The following is a 21283-nucleotide window of genomic DNA, read 5'->3' as shown; positions in this document are numbered from 1 at the left end:
GAGTAAATAAATCGCCCGACGCAAGGTCGGGCGAAGAAATCAGGAGCCCAGACGGTAGTTCGGGGACTCTTTGGTGATGGTCACGTCGTGAACGTGGCTTTCCTGAATGCCCGCACCGCTGATGCGTACGAATTCAGCTTTGGTACGCAGCAGGTCAATGGTACCACAGCCGGTCAGACCCATACAGGAACGCAGACCGCCCATCTGCTGGTGAATGATCTCTTTCAGGCGGCCTTTATAGGCCACGCGGCCTTCGATACCTTCCGGCACCAGTTTGTCAGCGGCGTTATCGCTCTGGAAATAGCGATCAGAGGAGCCTTTGGACATCGCGCCAAGGGAGCCCATCCCGCGGTAGGATTTGTAAGAGCGACCCTGATAGAGTTCGATTTCACCCGGGGACTCTTCGGTACCCGCCAGCATGGAGCCAACCATCACCGCCGCCGCACCGGCGGCGATCGCTTTGGCGATATCGCCGGAGAAACGGATACCGCCGTCAGCGATAACCGGAATACCGGTCCCTTCCAGCGCTTCCACCGCGTCGGAAACAGCGGTGATCTGCGGCACACCCACGCCGGTGACGATACGGGTAGTACAGATGGAGCCCGGGCCGATGCCCACTTTCACCGCGCTGCAGCCGGCTTCCGCCAGCGCGCGTGCGCCTGCGCCAGTGGCAACGTTGCCGCCGATGATCTGCAGGTCAGGATATTTCGCGCGCGTTTCACGGATACGCTGCAGAACGCCTTCTGAGTGACCGTGCGAGGAGTCGATCAGCAGAACGTCAACGCCTGCCGCTACCAACGCGTCTACGCGCTCTTCGTTGCCGGCACCAGCGCCGACCGCCGCGCCTACGCGCAGACGGCCCTGCTCATCTTTACAGGCGTTCGGTTTACGTTCTGCTTTCTGGAAGTCTTTGACGGTGATCATGCCGCGCAGGTGGAAGCTTTCATCCACGACCAGCGCTTTCTCAACGCGTTTTTCGTGCATCTTAGCGAAGACCACTTCACGGCTTTCGCCTTCACGAACGGTGACCAGACGCTCTTTCGGCGTCATGTAGACGCTGACCGGCTGGTTCAGATCGGTGACGAAACGCACGTCGCGGCCGGTGATGATGCCAACCAGCTCGTTTTCTTCGGTAACCACCGGGTAGCCGGCGAAACCGTTGCGCTCGGTCAGCTCTTTCACTTCACGCAGAGTGGTCGTCGGCAGAACAGTCTGCGGGTCGGTGACCACGCCGGACTCATGTTTCTTCACGCGACGAACTTCTTCCGCCTGGCGCTCGATGGACATGTTTTTGTGAATAAAGCCGATGCCGCCTTCCTGTGCCAGGGCAATAGCCAGACGCGCTTCCGTTACGGTATCCATGGCTGCGGAGAGCATAGGAATATTCAGACGAATGGTTTTCGTCAGCTGAGTGCTGAGATCGGCAGTATTCGGCAGAACGGTAGAATGAGCGGGAACGAGGAGGACGTCGTCAAACGTCAGGGCTTCTTTAGCGATACGTAGCATGGGCAATATCTCGACCAGGGTGGATAAATATTGCCGTGGCATTATACAGAGCGTAACCGATTGCATCTACCCTTTTTTGCAAATAATACTTGCCATCCCCTCTGAGCGCGTTACTATCGACTGAATAACCTGCTGATTTAAAGTTTGATCTTGCTCACATGTTACCCTCTCAATCCCCCGCAATTTTTACCGTAAGCCGCCTCAATCAGACGGTGCGTCTGCTGCTTGAGCGCGAAATGGGCCAGGTTTGGATCAGCGGCGAGATCTCTAACTTCAGCCAGCCCTCCTCCGGCCACTGGTACTTCACCTTAAAAGACGATAACGCCCAGGTGCGCTGCGCGATGTTCCGCAACAGCAACCGCCGGGTCACGTTCCGCCCGCAGCACGGGCAGCAGGTGCTGGTTCGCGCCAACATCACGCTGTATGAGCCGCGCGGCGACTACCAGATTATCGTCGAAAGCATGCAGCCCGCCGGCGAAGGGTTGCTGCAGCAGAAGTATGAGCAGCTGAAAGCGCAGTTAACGGCGGAAGGACTGTTCGAGCAAAAACATAAGCAGGCGCTCCCCTCTCCCGCCCACTGCGTCGGCGTCATCACCTCGAAAACCGGTGCCGCGCTGCACGATATTCTCCATGTGCTCAGGCGCCGCGATCCCGGGCTGCCGGTGATCATCTACCCAACCGCGGTCCAGGGTGACGACGCCCCCGGGCAGATTGTGCGCGCCATCGCGCTGGCCAACGCGCGCCAGGAGTGTGACGTACTGATTGTCGGACGCGGCGGCGGTTCGCTGGAGGATCTGTGGAGTTTTAACGATGAGCGGGTGGCGCGTGCTATTTTCGCCAGCCAGATCCCTATCGTCAGCGCCGTCGGCCATGAAACCGACGTCACGATCGCTGATTTTGTTGCCGACCTGCGGGCACCGACTCCCTCAGCCGCCGCGGAAATCGTCAGCCGCAACCAGCAGGAGCTGCTGCGCCAGCTGCAGTCCGGACAGCAGCGGCTGGAGATGGCGATGGACTATTTCCTCGCCAGTCGCCAGCGCCGTTTTACCCAGCTGTTCCATCGCCTGCAGCAACAGCATCCACAGCTGCGCTTGGCCCGCCAGCAGACCGCCCTGGAACGCCTGCGCCAGCGGATGCGTATCGCCGTGGAGTCACAGCTTAAGCGCGCAGAACAGCGGCAAAAGCGCACCGTTCAGCGTCTGAATCACTACAACCCGCAGCCACGGATCCACCGCGCGCAGTCGCGGATCCAGCAGCTGGAATACCGGCTGGCGGAAATTATGCGTGGCCGCCTCAGCGAGCGGCGTGAACGGTTTGGCAACGCGGTGACCCATCTGGAGGCGGTGAGCCCCTTAGCCACCCTGGCGCGGGGCTACAGCGTCACCTCGGTGAGCGACGGTACGGTGCTGAAGCAGACAAAACAGGTCAAAACCGGCGATCTGCTCACCACCCGCCTGAAAGACGGCTGGGTCGAAAGCGAAGTGAAGCAGATCGCGCCGGTGAAAAAAACGCGGGCCAGAAAGCCTTCGCCCACTAAACCAGCGGAATAAATTCCACCCGTTTTTTCGAGATCAGGCCATGCCCATGCTGGCAAAAGTAATCCACCGCGCCGCACGCCTTCAGCACCTCCAGCGGCTGGTGGCATTCCGGGCAGCGGGCCTCAAGGGTAAATACCCTTTCGCACTGGGCGCAATGCGCGCTACTGCCTTTGACATCTAACGGCGCGTGGCACAGAGGGCAATCAAGTTCCATAACCATTCCTTTCAACGTTTATCTGCACCTATTTTATCATGTTCCGGGTTTAATGCGGGCCGCGTAATTGCTGCTGCAACCTGAGCAGCCATTCCACTTCCTCAAGCCTACGCTGCGTTAGCCCGGCCACGCTGTCCGGCGCCCGGATAAACAGATTATCAGCGCCGAGGATCTGCTCATCAAGACAGTGCGTATAGATCGCCCCGGGCCGGGTCCAGCGCTGCACCCGCTCGCCGTCCTGTAGCGTCACCACTTCGCCCTCAGGGGCGCGATCGAAGGTAATTATTCGCCCGTCCCGCAGTCCTATCCGCATTCCCTTTTGCCCGCCCGCGGGACCCGCGTATTTGTTGAGCCAGATATTGAGCGGGATAGTGCCCAGGGTTCCCTGCAGATGCGCCTCCCCCTCGGCAGTGCTCGTATCCCCAGGAGCAATGTCATGGCCGAGGCGGTCTTTCGCCACCCGAAGGGAAAGGCTCAGCGCCGTATCGCCTCCGCTGGCGTGCAGGGTTTCGCGGAGCATCGCCAGGACATGGGTGCCGATATCGAGGATCACCCCATCAGGGTGACGCAGCTGCCGGGTATCCAGCTCCCCGGTGGCAAAATTGAGTGCGACCGGCTCACCAGCGCTGTTAAAGCCGCTTAGCTCCTGCAAATAACCTTCGATCCAGACGATATCCTGCGCTGACAGGTGCGGCGGAGGCAGGCCGCTGGCCTCCCCTTCCGCCCGCCACAGCGGGCCAGGAGCGTTCAGCGCAACGCCTCGCGCCATCCAGTGGTCAAGAGCCAGCACCCGCGCGGCCTGCTCAGTCGGCGCCAGCAGCGCCCGCAGCCGGGCGGCCTGCTCAAGGTTGGCCACGATCGGCTTTTCCACCACGATGCGGGAAATGCCGCTGGCTAACGCCCTCTCCAGTACGGGCAGATGCTGAAGTGATGAGGTGGTAATGAAGAGCGTATCCAGGAGTTCGGCCAGCAGCGCCGACAGCGAACTACAGCGCTGGATCCCCGGCAGCGCTCTGCTGCAGTCCAGGTCATAGCCCTGGCAGCGGTCGATGACGTCCCCCAGGCGACGCAGCGCCGGTAAATAGGCGGTTTCCACCACCGCGCCGAGGCCGATAAAACCAATCTGCATAGTAAGTCCACCTTTGAGCCGCTCTGTTCCCGGCGAAGTATCGCGGGATTATGGCGGAAGGTTTTGACATTTACCGGCATGGCGGCCACAAAAAACCCGCCGAAGCGGGTTTAATGATTATTTGCTTTTCTTGATGTGCTTGATCAAGCGCTTACGTTTACGCATCTGGTTCGGCGTCAGGGTGTTACGCTTGTTAGCGAACGGGTTTTCCCCTTCCTTGAACTGGATCCGGATTGGCGTGCCCATCACGTCCAGGGATTTACGGAAGTAGTTCATCAGGTAGCGCTTGTAGGAATCCGGCAGATCCTTGACCTGGTTACCGTGGATCACCACGATAGGCGGGTTGTAGCCCCCGGCGTGGGCGTATTTCAGCTTCACGCGACGGCCACGCACCAGCGGTGGCTGATGATCTTCCGCCGCCATGTTCATGATCCGGGTCAGCATCGCGGTGCTTACGCGGCGCGTAGCGCTGTCGTAGGCTTCGCGTACCGATTCAAACAGGTTGCCGACGCCGCTGCCGTGCAGGGCGGAGATGAAGTGCACCCGGGCAAAGTCGATAAAGCCCAGACGATAGTCGAGGGTCTCCTTCACCTGCTCCTTCACTTCCTGACTCAGGCCATCCCACTTGTTAACGACGATCACCAGCGAACGGCCGCTGTTAAGAATAAAGCCCAGCAGCGAGAGGTCCTGGTCGGAGATCCCTTCGCGAGCATCGATCACCAGCAGCACGACGTTGGCGTCTTCAATCGCCTGCAGCGTTTTGATCACCGAGAACTTTTCCACTACGTCGGTGATTTTCCCGCGCTTGCGCACCCCAGCGGTATCGATGAGCACGTATTCGCGCTCGTCACGCTGCATCGGGATATAAATGCTGTCACGGGTGGTGCCCGGCATATCGTAGACCACCACACGATCTTCACCGAGGATGCGATTGGTGAGGGTTGATTTACCGACATTAGGACGCCCGACAATCGCCAGCTTGATCGGCAGATCCTGCGGATTGAAGTCGTCTTCCGGCTCTTCTTCCGCTTCGCCATTCTGCTCGGCTTCGAATTTCGCCCAGTATTCGGCGTCTTCATCCACTTCTTCCTGCGGATTAACCTCATCTACCCATGGCAGCAGGGCCTGCTCCAGCAGGCTGGTCACGCCGCGGCCGTGCGAAGCGGCAATCGGATAGATATCGCCCAGGCCGAGCGACCAGAAGTCCGCCATTGCCTGGTCGACGTCGATGCCGTCGGTTTTGTTAGCCACCAGGAAGGTGGGCTTTTCACGAGAGCGCAGGTGTTTAGCGATCGCGATGTCCGCCGGCATCAGGCCCGCGCGCGCATCGACCATAAACAGCACCACATCGGCCTCTTCGATTGCCAGCAGCGACTGCTCCGCCATCCGGGTTTCCACGCCCTCTTCCGTACCATCAATACCACCGGTATCGATACAGATGAATTCGCGGCCTTCGACTTCGGCCCGACCGTACTTACGGTCACGAGTCAGCCCCGGGAAATCCGCAACCAGCGCATCACGAGTGCGCGTCAGGCGGTTAAAGAGCGTGGATTTTCCAACGTTAGGGCGCCCGACAAGCGCGACCACAGGTATCATGTTAAATGCCTCATACAATCACTAAGCAACATCGTCTTAACGACGTTTTTAAAAAAGTCAAAACGGCCCCTGTCTGCCAGGGGCCGTTTCTTAATCACTCACGACAGCGGTAATTAACGCGTAATCGCGTACAGCGTACCGTCTTTCGCCTGGATCAGCAGTCGACCATCGGCAACCACCGGGTCGGTCAGGAAGCCGGAACTATCGACTTTCTGCTGCGCCACAAAATGGCCATCTTCCGGATTAACCCAGTGCATGTAGCCTTCGCTATCGCCGACGACCAGATTGCCATTATACAACACCGGCGCGGTCAGCAAACGGTGCAGCAGATCGCTTTGCGTCCACAGGGTTACACCGCCGTCGGTGGTCAGTGCCAGCAGGCGATCGTTCTGGTCTACCAGGTAGATACGGTTACCATCGACGATGAAATCATTCACCGAACCCAGCTCGCGTTTCCACATAATCTGGCCGCTACGCAGGTCCAGCGCGGTCAGGTTACCGTTATAAGCCAGCGCATAAACCACACCGTTAACGATGATCGGCGTCGTGTCGACGTCGTTCAGGCGGTCAATTTCCGTCGGGCCGGTGGCCGTAGAAATACGCTGCTGCCAAATCATCTGCCCCTGCTGCATCAATACTGCACTGACGCGGCCGTTGTCGCCGCCGACGATCGCCGCGCCGTAGGCGGTCGCAGGCGCAGACTCGCCGCGCAGGGAGAGCGCCGGCATATCGAGGTTAACGGTCCACTTCACGGCCCCATCGGTCTCGTTTAGCGCCTGCAGCTGGCCGTTACTGGTATGCACCAGCACCATGCCATCGCTCACCACCGGACGCGACAGCGCCTCGCCGGCGACACGGGTTTGCCAGGCCACGGTACCATCGCTGGTATTCAGCGCATACAGCTGCGCTTTCTCGCTGCCGATATAAACATGGCCGCCAGAGACGGTCACCCCGCCGGAAAGCAGCGCTGGCGTGCGCGAGAACCAACCATCTTTCTCCGCTAGATTCACCGACCACACCTCTTTGCCGTCGTCGGCGTTCAGCGCTTTGACGGTGCCTTTACGGTCAGCAGCATACACTACGCCGTCGGCAAAGGCCGGATGAAGGTTAGAGTAAAATTCGCCGATACCATCGCCAACCGAGGTGCTCCAGGACGTGGACGGCGTAAACTGGTTTTCTACCGTCGGCAGCGGTGACATTTTCACCACATCTTCTTCGCTATTAAACAGCGAACACCCGCTCAGCAAGGTAACGGAAAGCAGCCCTGGCAACAGTAATTTACGCAATTGCATCGAGTCCCTCTCAGATGGACAAATTATTCATTTTCATACGCATCATTTCGCTGAGCGCAGGAGAAGCATCGCTTTTCACGCCAGCTTCCCACGCCGCACGGGCCCCTTGCTTATCGCCTTTGCTCAACAGAATTTCGCCGCGCAAATCGGCCACAATGGCGGTCCAGCCCTCACCTTTGATGCTGTCGAGGGTTTTCAGCGCCGCATCAGCCTGTTTCATTTGCAGCTGAACGCGGGCCAGACGCATACTGATAACCGATTTCAGATTATCATCAGATGCGGCCGCCAGCCCCTGCTGCAGCTGCTTTTCAGCGTTCGGCAGATCGTTCTGTTCAACAAAATGCTGTGCCAGCTCGAGAGAGGCGAAGGCGCCGTAGGTATTTTTATTGTCAGCCGCGAATTTCTCTGCCCCTGACAGCACTTCTGGCGTATTCGATTTCAGCGCGGAAGTCGCCTTCTCGTAAGCCAGCGACGCGTCTCTGGCGGTATCCTGCTGATGGGAGGTCCAGTAGCGCCAGCCAACCAGCGCGCCAATCCCTAAAATCACCCCGACCGCCAGCGCTTTGCCGTTTTCGGCAAAGAAACGCTTCAGCGCATCGACCTGATCGTTCTCGTTGTTAAAAGTTTCCACGCAGTCCTTCTCCTGACTAATAATTCCCGGGAGATTAACCCAGAAGTGTGCGCAAATGCGCGGCAACGCTCTCCTGCGTTACGGTAGTTTGCTCACCTGAGCGTAAATCCTTCACTACCACGTTTCCGTCAGCAATCTCTGATTCACCGACCACCAGCGCGACGCGCGCCCCCCACTTGTCAGCGCGGGCGAACTGCTTCTTAAAGTTGCCGCCGCCGTGGTTGGTCATCAGCTTCACGCCGGGCAGCGCATCGCGAACCTGCTCAGCCAGACGCATTGCAGCAGACTGAGTATCGGTCCCGGAGGCTACCAGGTATATATCGACAACAGGATCGGCTTTAAATTCCGGATTCACTGCCTGGACCAGTAAAACAAGACGTTCCAGCCCCATGGCAAAACCCACGCCCGGGGTAGCGCGACCGCCCAGCTGCTCAACCAGGCCGTCGTAACGACCGCCGGCGCAGACGGTGCCCTGGGAACCAAGGCTGGTGGTCACCCACTCGAACACGGTGCGGTTATAGTAATCAAGGCCGCGCACCAGGCGCTGGTTGACGGTGTAGCGGATCCCGGCATCGTCAAGCAACGCGCACAGGCCGGCAAAGTGGGCTTTCGACTCTTCGTCAAGATAATCGCCGAGCGCCGGCGCGTCGTTGAGCAGCGCCTGAACGTCCGGGTTTTTGGAGTCCAGCACCCGCAGCGGGTTGGTATACATCCGGCGTTTACTGTCTTCATCCAGTTTATCGGTAAACTGCTCCAGGTATGCCACCAGCGCGTCGCGGTAGTTGGCGCGCGCTTCCAGCGAACCGATGGAGTTCAGCTCCAGGCTGACGTGTTCGGAGATGCCCAGCTCACGCCACCAGCGCGCGGTCAGCATAATCAGCTCCGCGTCGATGTCCGGGCCCTGCAGGCCAAACACTTCGGCGCCGATCTGGTGGAACTGGCGGTAGCGACCTTTCTGCGGGCGCTCGTGACGGAACATTGGCCCGACGTACCACAGACGCTGTTCTTGATTGTACAGCAGACCATGTTCGATGCCGGCACGTACGCAGCCCGCCGTCCCTTCCGGACGCAGCGTCAGGCTGTCGCCATTGCGGTCTTCGAAGGTATACATCTCTTTTTCAACCACGTCGGTCACTTCGCCGATCGCGCGTTTGAATAACGGGGTCTGCTCTACAATCGGCAAACGGATTTCGCTGTAACCGTAGCTACCGAGCACCTGCTTCAGTGAGCCTTCAATGCGCTGCCAGAGAGCGGTTTCGCCCGGCAGATAATCGTTCATGCCACGGATGGCTTGAATGTTCTTTGCCACGTTTATTCTCTTTATATATACAAAAATGAACCCCGGCGCCTCGCGCCCGCAGGTTCAATCATACACGGGAAGCGTATCGCTTCCCAACACGTTATTTTGCTTCAACCTGTTGAACGTCAATCCGACGGGCTTCATCGAGCATCGAGGCTTTGGCGCGGATCCGCGCTTCCAGCTGGTCGATCATGTCGTTGTTGTCCAGGCGATCTTTACGCACGCCGTCTTCATACAGGCCGCTTTTCTTGTTGCCGCCGGTGACGCCAAGGGTGGAGACCAGCGCTTCGCCCGGGCCGTTCACCACGCAACCGATGATCGAAACATCCATCGGGGTGATGATATCTTCCAGACGCTGCTCCAGAGCATTCACCGTACCGATAACGTCAAACTCCTGGCGTGAACAGGTCGGGCAGGCGATAAAGTTAATGCCGCGGGAACGAATACGCAGAGATTTGAGGATATCGAAGCCGACCTTGATCTCTTCCACCGGATCCGCCGCCAGCGAGACGCGCAGCGTATCGCCGATCCCCTCGGACAACAGTAGTCCCAGACCGATCGCCGATTTTACCGCGCCGCTGCGCGCGCCGCCCGCTTCGGTGATCCCGAGATGCAGCGGCTGATCGATCTGTTTCGCCAGCAGACGATAGGATTCCACCGCCAGGAAGACATCGGAGGCTTTAACGCTGACTTTAAACTGATCGAAGTTCAGACGATCGAGATGATCGACATGACGCATGGCGGATTCGAGCAGCGCCTGCGGCGTCGGCTCGCCATATTTTTCCTGCAGATCTTTTTCCAGCGAGCCGGCGTTGACGCCGATGCGGATCGGGATGTTTTTATCGCGAGCGCAATCTACAACCATGCGGATGCGCTCTTCGTTGCCGATGTTGCCCGGGTTGATACGCAGGCAGTCGACGCCATATTCCGCCACTTTCAGCGCAATACGGTAGTCAAAGTGGATATCGGCGACCAGCGGGACGTTAACCTGCTGTTTGATAAGTTTGAACGCCTCAGCAGCGTCCATCGTCGGAACAGAGACACGGACAATGTCCGCGCCTACGCGCTCTAACGCTTTGATTTGATTTACGGTCGCCGCCACATCGGTGGTGCGCGTATTGGTCATTGACTGAACGGCGATGGGAGCCCCATCGCCAATTGGCACATTACCAACGTAAATACGTTTAGATTTTCTACGTTGAATCGGAGCCTGGTTATGCATGAAAAATCTCCCGCGTTACCCGTCTGTTACTGCGCCGGTGATGATTCGGCATTGAGGGTCAGACGCGCAACCTGGTTAGTTCTGATAAAACGACTTAAATCGACAGGCTTGCCCAGATACTGGATCTGTACCGCGGCCGGGGCGCCAATTTTCAGCTTATACGGCGCCTGACCGCTCAGGTTCAGGTTACCGCCTTTACGCTGCAGGCCGCTGAACAGTTTTTTACCGGTGGCATCGCTCACTTCCAGCCAGCAGTCGGCGGAAAAGTTCATCACCAGATCCTGCGCCGACGCCGCCGGAGTCGTGACGTTCGCCTGATCGGTCGGCAACGGCGAGGCTGGGGTGGTAGCCGGAGCTGCCGGCGTCGTCCCCGCGGTATCGACATTGGCCTGGGAAGGCGCCACGACAGCGTTATTATCCGCTGGCGTCTGAGCCGGCGCGCTGGTGGTCGGTGCGCTGGCGGTATCGGTTGGCGCGCTGTTCGCGGCGCTATCGGCGGTCGGGGCTGCAGGGGCGCTGGTATCCAGCGGCACGTTCTGGCTGTTGGCGTCGCCGCCGTTCAGCTCTGCGGAAGACTGATCGGCCATAGTCGAAATCTCTTCCTGCTGCGCCTTATGGTCTTGCCACCACCAGGCGCCGCTCAGACCGATAACCACAAACAGCACCAGCCAGGTGAAGCTCATCAGCCAGCCGTCGCGCTTTTTGCGGCGCTTGCCTAAAGAGAAACTCTGCATTGGCGCGACTTTCGCCGCGCGGATGGGCGCCTGCTTGGCCATCATCGGCAGCAGCTCGTCTTCTGGAATATGTACGAGGCGAGCGTAGGAGCGGATGTACCCGCGCAGGAAGGTGGAAGCGAGGTCGGCGGGGGCCTTATCGTCTTCAATATCACGAACCGTGGACACCTTCAGGCATAAGCGTTCGGCCACCGCTTGCTGGCTAAGTCCGAGTTGTTCGCGGGCGTGACGCAGACGCGCGCCCGTGGTGTTTGCTTCTTGATGATCTTGAGTGGCTTCAGTATTCATTCGCTACAACTACTGGTACGTGAAATTTAAAGTTCAGCGCGGGAAAAAGCCGGCGCCGCGAGACATCTGTGCTACGTCAGCCTCACAGTATAGGACTGTCAGCCGCGCGATCACAGAGACGAATCAAAATTGAATGCTAAGCGGTTGTTGTGCCGCTACATACTGCCTCAAAGTCGACAAAAACGCACCGTAATTATTAACCGAATCAGCGTATTTCGCCTGGCTATCGGCCATAAATATGACCCGTGCCGCCTGCGCTGCACGGGTCATCATTTGTCAGACCGCTTTTACGTCAATCGCTTCGCCCTGCATCCGCTTACGCAGCGTACGCTTGGTACGGTCAATGACGTCGCCCGCCAGCTGGCCGCAGGCGGCATCGATATCGTCGCCGCGCGTTTTACGCACGATGGTCGTAAAGCCGTACTCCATCAGGACTTTGGAGAAACGGTCGATGCGGCTGTTGGAGCTGCGGCCATACGGCGCGCCCGGGAACGGGTTCCATGGGATCAGGTTGATCTTGCACGGCGTATCTTTCAGCAGCGCCGCCAGCTCATGGGCGTGCTCGGTGCCGTCGTTGACGTGATCCAGCATCACGTACTCGATGGTCACCCGGCCCTGGTTGGCGTTGGACTTCGAAATATAGCCGCGCACCGAGTTGAGGAACGTCTCGATGTTGTACTTTTTGTTGATCGGGACGATTTCGTCGCGAATGGTGTCGTTCGGCGCGTGCAAGGAGATCGCCAGCGCAACGTCGATCATATCGCCGAGTTTATCCAGCGCCGGCACCACGCCGGAGGTAGACAAGGTCACACGACGCTTGGAAAGGCCAAAGCCGAAATCGTCGAGCATGATTTCCATCGCCGGAACGACGTTGTTGAGGTTCAGCAGCGGCTCGCCCATGCCCATCATTACTACGTTGGTAATGGGACGCACGCCGGTGGTCTTCACCGCGCCGACGATCTTCGCCGCGCGCCAGACCTGGCCGATAATTTCGGATACCCGCAGGTTGCGGTTAAAGCCCTGCTGGGCGGTGGAGCAGAATTTGCACTCCAGCGCGCAGCCTACCTGGGAGGAGACGCACAGGGTGGCGCGGTCTTCTTCCGGGATATAGACGGTCTCGACGCGCTGATCGCCAACGGCAATCGCCCATTTAATGGTCCCGTCGGTTGAGCGTTGCTCTTCAACCACTTCCGGGGCGCGGATCTCCGCCACTTCTTTCAGTTTACTGCGCAGGACTTTGTTGATGTCGGTCATCTCATCAAAGTCGTCGCAGCAGTAGTGATACATCCATTTCATCACCTGATCGGCGCGGAAAGGCTTCTCGCCCATGTTTTTGAAAAACTCGCGCATCTGCTGACGGTTTAAATCCAGCAGGTTGATTTTGGCATCTTTGTTCGGCACCGTCAGAGCGGCGGTATCAGGCGTGACAATTTGTTCAGACATAATATTTTCCGGCCTCGTTATTACACGTTATGGCCCCAGGTGGGTTGAAAAAGAAACGCCCCGGAGAGCGACTGCTCGTCCAGGGGCGCTATATTCTACAAATTCTGGCGCATCATTGCCACGTTTGCACAAAGCAATGAAAAAAAATCTGTAACTGACTGCTCAATCCTCTAAGGCTTTTCGATTGTCGCAAGGCGGCAAGCAAGTGACAAATTCGTCGGGAACGAATTTGACCAGCCGTAGGCTGGCCTCCGGTGAGAGGCAGGAGCCTCTCATTAATCCCCGGGAGCATAGATAACTATGTGACCGGGGTGAACGCGCGCAGCCGACCCGCGACGGTCGAAAAGACGAGGTTTGTATCTCCAAAGTATTTCAGGTCACAGCGAGACGGCGAGTTCGCAAATCCCCGGGAGCATAGATAACTATGTGACCGGGGTGCGCGAAGGAAGCCAACAATGCTGTGGCGTGAAAGACGCAGGAGATTAGCGAGTGCGCGGGCAAACCTCGCCTTCAGCAAAGAAGAACGCGATTTCGCGGGCAGCGGATTCTACAGAGTCGGAACCGTGGGTGCCGTTCTCGGTGAAGCTGTCAGCGTAGTCAGCGCGCAGGGTACCCGCCAGGGCGTTTGCCGGATTGGTGGCGCCCAGCAGGTCACGGTGACGCTGTACCGCATTTTCGCCTTCCAGAACGGAAACCACGATCGGGCCGGAGGTCATGAACTCAACCAGACCGTCGAAGAACGGGCGACCTTCGTGCTCAGCATAGAAACCACGAGCCTGTTCAACGGTCAGGTGCAGCATTTTGGTGCCGACGATTTTGAACCCTGCAGCTTCAAAGCGGGAAAAGATGCTGCCAATAACGTTTTTTGCCACCGCGTTTGGTTTGATGATGGAAAAAGTACGTTCAATAGCCATGATTACCTCTAATTAAATGTTCTGTTGTTGCACATACGATTGTATGGCCTGGCGCGCATTATAATGAGCATCCCCGCCCCTGCCTACGGATGAAGGTAACATTTTGTTAAAATAAGATGAGTATTGAAAACACAAACCGCCAACAACAAATTCACCCTGGTTATTGCAGGGTAAAGCTGGCGGCTGCCGTCTGACCCGCTTCATCCATCACTACCAACTGCCACTCGCCGGGTTTATCCAGCATTAGCGTGGTTCTTGCGCCGGCGGCCTCTAACGGTTCGCCATTAATAAACCACCAGCGCCGCCCCTCCCCACCGCTGGTTTGTAGCGGCAACATCACCCGCGCCTCACCCGGGAGACGTTTTATCACCGCCCCATCACGGATGCCGGACAGCACCAGCGGCGCGGTATCCTGAGTCTGTAACGGCGGGCATGACTCCGATGCCGGTCCCAGGCGCGCGAGCCGCCTTTCACTGGCCGGCAGCCAGGGATCCAGCGGCAGCGGCCAGACTTCGACCTGGCTTTCCCGAGCGCCGGGACAATCCGCAGCCACCCGTTCGCCGTGTTCATTGCGCCACACCGGGAAGCGGATCCCGCGTATGCTCTCCTGCCCCGGCAGCAGCAGAGTCGGCGGCTGGCTGGCATCCAAAAGCCAGCTGGTCAGGCGACGACGACAGTTGCTGTCGCCCGCCGGCAGATCCTGCCCGCCAGGCCAGCAGATTGTCCCCTGGCTGACCGTTGCCGGGCGCGGATCGCTCGGCAGCCCGCCGCGGCTCATCGCCGGGCGGGCCAGCAGCAGATTATTGACCTGGTTGAGCAGCGGTACGGCGCTGGCGAAGCCAAACTGGCCCACCACCGGCGTACCGTCCGGGCGCCCGGTCCAGATGCCTATCAGATATCGCGCATTGAGGCCGACCGCCCACGCGTCGCGATAGCCGTAGCTGGTGCCGGTTTTCCACGCCAGCGGCACCGCCTGCGGCAGCGAGGCATCGGGAACCGGTTGCGCTTCGCCGGCCAAAATACGCCGGACGATCCATGCCGCCCCGGGCGACATCAGCGCGCGCTCGGTCAATGGGTCGCTCGGCTTCAGGCGCAGCCGCGCCGCCTTGCCATGGCGGGCGAAGGCGCTGTACGCCGCGACAATATCTTCCAGCCGCGCCCCGGCGCCGCCGAGGATTAGCGACAGATTCGGCTCTGCGCCAGCGGGCAGCGTCAGGGGCAGCCCGGCGTTGCGTAAATTAGCCGCAAAGCGTTTTGGTCCATAGGCTTCGAGCACCTGCACCGCCGGCAGATTCAGCGACCGAACCAGCGCCTCGCTGGCGCTCACCGGGCCATGAAACCCGCTGTCGAAATTACCGGGGCGATAATCGCTAAAACGCCGTGGCACATCCTGTAATAGCGATGCCGGGTGAATCAGCCCCTCATCCATCGCCATCGCGTAGATAAAGGGTTTCAGCACCGACCCCGGCGAGCGTACCGCCGAGACCATATCAATATGGCCGAAGCGGCTGTCGTCGGTGATATCCGCCGAGCCCACCCAGCCGCGAACTTTCATATCCGTGTGGTCGACGACGACCATCGCCAGCGAACTGCGCGGCGGCAGGCGCGATTTCCAGTTCAGCGCCAGATCTTCCAGTTGCCGCTGCAGTCCGGCATCCAGAGTCGTCACCACCTTTTCATCACGACTGGTCGCCAGCGCCCGGCGTGAAAAAAGCGGCGCCAGCTGCGGCATCTGGCGCGGAAACAGCCATACTGGCTCCTCCATCGCTTCCTTTACCGCCTGTTCCGGCCAGACGCCCTGGCTGACCATTCGCGTAAGCACTTTATCACGCGCCGCCTGGGCCCGCTGCGGCCAGCGGTCCGGACGTAAACGACTGGGCGCCTGGGGAAGTACCGCCAGCAGCGCCGCCTCGCCGTAGCTAAGACTGGCAGGCGGCTTACCGAGATAGGCCCAGCTGGCCGCGCCGATCCCCTGCAGGGTGCCGCCAAACGGCGCGCGGTTCAGATAGAGGGTTAGAATGTCGCTTTTTGACAGATGCCACTCCAGCTGCAGCGCTCGCCACAGCTGGCGCAGCTTGCCGCCGAAGGTGCGTGGATGGGGATCAAGCAGGCGTGCCACCTGCATGGTAAGCGTGCTGCCGCCCGAGATAACTCGCCCGGAAGTAAGATCCTGCCAGGCGGCGCGCAGCACCGCGAAGGGATTGACCCCCGGATGGCGCCAGAACCAGCGGTCTTCATACTGGATGAGCGCCTGCAGATAGCGCGGCGACACGTCGGCGAGCGTGACCGGATAACGCCAGACGCCCTGCGCGTCGGCAAACCGCCACAGCGGCGTCCCGTCTTCCGCCACCACCACACGGGCAGGCGTGACGTCATGCAGCGGCAGCGGCCACAGGCGATCGGCCGCCAGCACCGCCAGCCACAGCAGAAAAATAAACGCCGCCAGCCAGCGCCAGCGGCGTTTTACCCGAGGCAATACGCGCATTTACGGCGTCACGGTGAGCGGACCGCTGGCCGCTCCTGTCGCCCGCCACTGCGGCGCATACATCGATTCCACCTGCGGCTGCGGGACCTGATAAGTGCCCGGCGTCACCGCCCGCGCCAGATAGACCAGCGTCACCGGCTGGCCTTCATTGACAGCGACGGCGGCGACGAAACGGTCATCGCGGAACTCGATATGCTGAATATCCGCCTGCTGCATCTGGTTAAGCAGGTTTTGCACCGCGTCGCCATTCTCCTGCAGGCTGGCGCTGCTGTTGGCCAGATTCTGGTTTTCCAGCTCCAGACCGGCTGGCAACAGATCAACCACCAGCGCGTCAGGCACGTTGCGTTTGGCGGTCACCTCCAGCTTGACGAGCACCAGTTCGCCGCTGCGCAGTGAAGACAGCGATTTCTGCTGCCCCTGGGTATCGAAAATAGTGCGTTCAATCCCCAGGACGTTACCGCCCGGCTGCGGCGCGCTTTGCGGATAGCCGCTGCTGTCGAGACGCAGCCACAGCGGCTGACTGCCGGTATTACTCACCTGCAGCGCCGCCAGCCGATCGCCGTCGAGGTTGCGGGTTTGCGCTTTGTCGCCGGCCAACGGCTCCGCCTGCAGCGAGGTTTTCGCCTGCCAGCTGCCCGGCAGGTCCGCCAGCGTACGTCCGGCAAGGAACAAGGCGTTGGTTTCCTGGGTCGACAGCCAGCGCTGGCCATAGGCCTCTTCCGACAGCGTGCTCAACAGCTGATTTTGCACCTCCGGCAGCAGCTTATTCTCTTCCAGCAGCGCCAGTTTCAGGGCGTTGTCGCGCAGCGGGCTACCGTAATCGCCCAGCCAACGATTCTCATCCTGGCGCGGGGTGGCAACCGCCAGCTTCAGGGCGGCGTCGCCGCGCGGCGCATCGCCCATAGTTTTCAGCGCAATGCCGAGCTGCAGCAGCGGCAAGCCGGATCGCGCCTGGTCGTGACGGCTCCAGATTTCACGCAAGGCGCCGAGCGGCGCTTTTTGCTGACGCGCCAGCACCAGCGCGGCGTATGCCTGGGCGGCAAAGCGGCTGGCCTGGGCGTCGTCGCTGTAGCGCACGGTCATCAGGCCCGGCTCCTGCAGATAGCGCAGCAGGCGCTCGTTGCCTTTATTAATGGCGTTGACCGGTACGCTATAGCCCTGCTCGCTGGCACGCACGAGGAAGTCCATGGCGTAGGCGGTCAGCCAGTACTCTTCCGGCCCCTCTCTATCCCATAGCGCAAAGCCGCCGTTTTCCAGCTGCATCTGCAGCAGGCGTGAAATACCGACATCGATGGCCGCGCGGCGTTTTTCGTCGCTGTCCCCGCTAATGCCCAGCGCCTTTAGCTGCGCCGCGCTGGTATACAGGGACGGGAACAGGCCGCTGGCGGTCTGCTCAAGGCAGCCGTAAGGATAGGCTTTCAGCTCGCGGATATAGCGGGCGAGATTCAACGGTGGTTTACCGCTGAGCAGCAGTTGGCCCTGCAGCGTTTGCGGGGCAAAGCCCTGGCTCTGCGCCGCCGGCGGCTGCCAGCTTTCACCTGGCTGCAGCGCTGCGCCGCTGTTGACGGTCTGTGCCGGGTACGCCGGACGCACGCCGATTTTCCACTGTTTTTGCAGCGGGGCGAAGGTTTCGCCCGGCAGGCTCAGGCCGCTGATGGTGGCATTAACCTGACCATCGCCGAAGCCCGCCAGCGCGCTCACTGGTATAAACAGCGTGCTGCGCGCCCCCGGCGCCAGTTGCACCGGCGGCAGTTGGCCCTCGCTCAACGTTACCAGCCCGCTGGCGGTAAGATGTACCTGCAGGGTTTGCGGTTTATCGGTCAGATTGCTGAGATCCAGCGCCAGCCGTGTGGTATCGCCGCTGGCGAGGAAGCGCGGGGTGTTCAGTTCGGCGATGACCGGGGCGGCCACCACCACTTTATCTTCGCTGCTGCCGAAGTCATCCGCCGTCCACGCCTGGGCCATCACCCGCAGCTCGCCGTTAAAATCGCCAATGGGTAACGTCACCGTGCCTTCGCCCTGATCGTTCAATACCACCGGCTGCGCCTGCTGGGCGACGATCGTCACGTGGTTGACCGGCGGTTTGCCGCCGCGTTTTAACTCGTCGCCATCGCCGCCGAAGCGCAGGCTGGCCACACGTCCCTGCCCTTCGATCACCTGGCCGTAGATGTCATAGATATCTGCGCCGTAACGCTTCTGGCCAAAGAAGGCGTTCCACGGATCCGGGGTAGCGTAATCGGTGATATTCAGTACCCCGCTATCCACCGCCGAGAGCAGGACATTGACCTGTTTCGGCGCCTCGCCCTCTTTGACGCTGGCTTTCACTTTCACCGTCAGCGGCTGGTTGGGGCGAATTTTGTCCGGGGCCTCCAGCGCCAGCGTCAGGCGACGGTTTTCATCGCCCAGCGGCAGATGCAGCAGGCCCACCGCGCGTTTCGGCGTTGCCGAGCGCGATTTATCGCCGGGACGAACCACCAGCGTGCTGAGGTAGAGGTCGTGGCGATTCCAGGTTTTATCCACCGGGATCGACAGGTCCATCCCCTCCGCCGGGACGTCAATTTCCTGCCACCACAGCGGCCCTTCGCTGGATTCCACCATTGCGTAGCCTTTACCCGCCGCCGGGGCGGCGATGTGCAGCCTGATGGTGTCGCCCGGTTTATAGCTCGGTTTATCCAGCTTCATGGTGACCCGGTCAGGACGCGCCGCGCCGGCGCCTTCGCTGTTATCCTGCCAGCTGTAGCCCGCCCAGAAGCGCACGCTGCTGACCACGTCGTCCGGTCCTTTCACCTCCAGGCGATAGGATCCCCACTCCACCGGGAAGCTCACTTTGCCGATCTGGCCGGCCTGCAGGTCTAGCGACTCCTCGCCCTCCTGCAGATCTTTTTGATCGAACTGCGACTGCCAGCCTTCGCTGTCGGACCAGTTCCAGTAGTAGTCGCGTCGCTCGCGGATCAGCCGCACCTGGAGACCGGAGATCGCTTTTTTCTCGCCTTTGACGTCGGCATAGACGATATCAAACGCGGCGTTACTGTTTTCATCCACCACCGGCTGTTTCACGGTGGTATCGGTGAGGTAATCGTAAACGTCCTTCAGCGTAAATTGCGGGCGGATCCCCGGCAGCGCCTCGGCGGGCCAGATCGGCTGCTTAACCGTACGGGTCACCGGGCGACCGCCGGATTCCAGCAGGCTGGCCTGCAACACCACCTGCAGCGGCGAATGGCTATCCTGCCACTGGCTTGAGGTAGTCACTTCGCCATGGCCTTTTTCGTCCAGCGTCAGCTGGACTTCATCCAGACTACGGGAGAGGTTTTCTTCCGCAATATCGCCGAACTGGAAGCCCGGCAGCGCAGCGACGGCGTCGCGCAGCGGGCGCAGGAACAGCTTGCCCTGCAGCTGGTTGCCGCTGGCCGGCGCGCCGTAGAGATAAGCGCCGCTAACGCCAAAGGTGACGTCGGCATCCGGCGCGACTGGCGCGGCCTGCGGCGTCAGGTTCAGGGCCATGCGTTCCGGCATAAAGTCTTCAACGTGGAAATCCCATTCGCGCGGCTGGTTGTCGCCGGCGCTGGCGCGAATGTGCCACATGCCGGTAGCCGCGCCGCTGTCGAGCGGATAAGTAAACTGGTACAGGCCATTCACTGGTTTACTCATCACCGAGCGGATCACCTGGCCGTCCGGCTGAACCACCTCCAGTTTCACCGGCTGCTCCGCCAGCGGCTTGCCGTCGCTATCGCGCAACAGCGCATTAAGGATCACCGTTTCGCCGGGACGATAGAGATCGCGCGGGCCAAACATAAAGAACTGTTTGCTAAAGCCGGGCGCGCCTGCGATAGAGAATTCCGCCAGATCCAGCGCCGGCAGCTTGAGGTCGAGGAGCGTGGTCTGCCCCTCTTTGCGCGCCAGCAGCAGCGCGGCTTCTTTATCGGTTTGCAGGGTGACGTGGCCCTGGCTGTCGCTTTTCGCTTCCGCCAGGGTCTGCCCTTTGGCATTGAGCAACTGCACCTCAATGCCCGACTGGGCGGCGCCGTTTTCCAGACTCTGGGTAAAAACGTCCAGCCGGTTATGGTAGCGATGCGCCGAGACGCCGATATCGCTGAGGGTAAACAGCGTCGCCGCGTTGCTGTAGCTATAACGGCCCGCCGGGTTCATGACCGCCACGTAGACGCCAGGCTGCTGGAGCGGCTTGATATCGCTCAGCGGCAGCAGCAGCTTTTCGCGAGTATTACGCGCCGGGTTGAGATCGAAGCGGCCGGTATAGACCAGATCCGCCATCTTCAGCAGTTCATCAGATTCCCAGTTGCTTAACGAGTTACGGTATTCCCACTGACTGACAAAGGCGGAGAGCGATTCCGGCTTAATGCGGAAGAAATTAACGTCGACATTATCGACGTTCAGCGCCATCACCGGCAGCCCGGCGACCACGTTGCCCGGCAGCAGCGAGCCGCGGCTGGCAAACCCAACGCTCGGTGCGATATCGCGGGTGGTCAGGGTCTTCTCAAACGGTTTATCGAGCGTCGCCTTGTTCAGGGCGGTCAGCGTCGGGTCGACTGAGACAATCAGCTCGCGCTTTGGCTCAAGGTGACGCAGACGCAGCTCTTTCAGATTCGGCGCCAGCTCCCAGGCACCGTCCACCTTACCGCTTTTCTTGTCGACCAGATGCACGCTGCGCGAGAAATCCTGGTCCGGCTGCAGCGGGACGGAAAACGTCAGCACCAGGGTCGCGGCGCCATCCAGTTGCACCTCCGAGGCGTCGAGGAGCGTCAGCGCTTTACCCTGGCTTTTTTCCGCCAGCGCCGCCAGCTGGGCGCGGTCCGGTTTTGCCGTCGCGCCTGGGTTGCTATCCGCGGCTGGCGCCGGGGCCGAGGCCTGCGGTGTACCGCTGTCATCACACCCGGTTAATGAAAATGCGGTAAGGAGCGCCAGTGATAGCGCCGCTAAACGAAATGGTTTCATCCTTCTAACCCCTCGGCCGATGAGCCTGATGCAATTTGTCA

14 protein-coding genes are annotated in these 21283 nt (G+C 60.1%); 1 reads left to right on the top strand and 13 read right to left on the bottom strand.

The window, feature by feature from the left end; all coding sequences use genetic code 11:
• Positions 1 to 39: 39 nt before the first annotated feature.
• Positions 40 to 1506, bottom strand: coding sequence for an IMP dehydrogenase (gene guaB / locus DR88_RS06735; RefSeq protein WP_004151980.1), 1467 nt, complete (start codon positions 1504 to 1506; stop codon positions 40 to 42).
• Positions 1507 to 1664: 158 nt separating this feature from the next.
• Between guaB and xseA the strand changes: the two genes are divergently transcribed.
• A complete protein-coding gene (xseA, locus tag DR88_RS06740; RefSeq protein ID WP_004149333.1) occupies positions 1665 to 3056 on the top strand; it encodes an exodeoxyribonuclease VII large subunit in 1392 nt (463 codons plus the stop codon).
• On the opposite strand, the gene DR88_RS06745 is transcribed toward xseA, so the two are convergent.
• The 12 genes from DR88_RS06745 to DR88_RS06800 form a co-directional block, all read right to left on the bottom strand.
• The gene (locus DR88_RS06745; RefSeq protein ID WP_004144303.1) at positions 3040 to 3258 is read right to left on the bottom strand and encodes a zinc ribbon domain-containing protein; all 219 of its coding nucleotides are present in this window, start codon (positions 3256 to 3258) and stop codon (positions 3040 to 3042) included. The two genes, xseA and DR88_RS06745, sit on opposite strands and share 17 nt — an antisense overlap.
• A gap of 49 nt (positions 3259 to 3307) precedes the next feature.
• A complete protein-coding gene (locus DR88_RS06750; protein ID WP_004149334.1) occupies positions 3308 to 4387 on the bottom strand; it encodes a Gfo/Idh/MocA family oxidoreductase in 1080 nt (359 codons plus the stop codon).
• Between the two features lie 117 nt (positions 4388 to 4504).
• Positions 4505 to 5983: a ribosome biogenesis GTPase Der gene (gene der, locus DR88_RS06755; RefSeq protein WP_004144309.1), complete on the bottom strand. Its 1479-nt coding sequence runs from the start codon at positions 5981 to 5983 to the stop codon at positions 4505 to 4507.
• A 113-nt stretch (positions 5984 to 6096) separates the two neighbouring features.
• Positions 6097 to 7275 (bottom strand): outer membrane protein assembly factor BamB, encoded by a 1179-nt coding sequence (bamB, locus tag DR88_RS06760; RefSeq protein ID WP_002913889.1) that lies wholly within the window; start codon positions 7273 to 7275, stop codon positions 6097 to 6099.
• Between the two features lie 10 nt (positions 7276 to 7285).
• Positions 7286 to 7906, bottom strand: coding sequence for a YfgM family protein (locus DR88_RS06765; RefSeq protein WP_002913890.1), 621 nt, complete (start codon positions 7904 to 7906; stop codon positions 7286 to 7288).
• Positions 7907 to 7940: 34 nt separating this feature from the next.
• Positions 7941 to 9215 (bottom strand): histidine--tRNA ligase, encoded by a 1275-nt coding sequence (gene hisS, locus DR88_RS06770; protein WP_004149335.1) that lies wholly within the window; start codon positions 9213 to 9215, stop codon positions 7941 to 7943.
• Positions 9216 to 9306: 91 nt separating this feature from the next.
• Positions 9307 to 10428: a flavodoxin-dependent (E)-4-hydroxy-3-methylbut-2-enyl-diphosphate synthase gene (ispG, locus tag DR88_RS06775; RefSeq protein ID WP_002913892.1), complete on the bottom strand. Its 1122-nt coding sequence runs from the start codon at positions 10426 to 10428 to the stop codon at positions 9307 to 9309.
• A gap of 26 nt (positions 10429 to 10454) precedes the next feature.
• Positions 10455 to 11450, bottom strand: coding sequence for a cytoskeleton protein RodZ (rodZ, locus tag DR88_RS06780; RefSeq protein WP_004149336.1), 996 nt, complete (start codon positions 11448 to 11450; stop codon positions 10455 to 10457).
• Between the two features lie 276 nt (positions 11451 to 11726).
• On the bottom strand, positions 11727 to 12893 hold the full coding sequence (gene rlmN / locus DR88_RS06785; RefSeq protein WP_002913894.1) for a dual-specificity RNA methyltransferase RlmN: 1167 nt from the start codon (positions 12891 to 12893) through the stop codon (positions 11727 to 11729).
• A 482-nt stretch (positions 12894 to 13375) separates the two neighbouring features.
• On the bottom strand, positions 13376 to 13807 hold the full coding sequence (ndk, locus tag DR88_RS06790; RefSeq protein ID WP_004144312.1) for a nucleoside-diphosphate kinase: 432 nt from the start codon (positions 13805 to 13807) through the stop codon (positions 13376 to 13378).
• A 160-nt stretch (positions 13808 to 13967) separates the two neighbouring features.
• A complete protein-coding gene (gene pbpC / locus DR88_RS06795; RefSeq protein ID WP_004149339.1) occupies positions 13968 to 16292 on the bottom strand; it encodes a peptidoglycan glycosyltransferase PbpC in 2325 nt (774 codons plus the stop codon).
• Entirely contained in the window at positions 16293 to 21242 is a 4950-nt protein-coding gene (locus DR88_RS06800; protein ID WP_032443964.1) for an alpha-2-macroglobulin family protein, read from the bottom strand.
• Between the last annotated feature and the right edge of the window lie 41 nt (positions 21243 to 21283).

Origin of the sequence: Klebsiella pneumoniae, from assembly GCF_000742135.1 — a bacterium.
Taxonomy (GTDB): Bacteria; Pseudomonadota; Gammaproteobacteria; order Enterobacterales; family Enterobacteriaceae; genus Klebsiella; species Klebsiella pneumoniae.
Note: the sequence above shows the minus strand (reverse complement) of the source record. Positions and strands in the feature narration are given on the sequence as shown.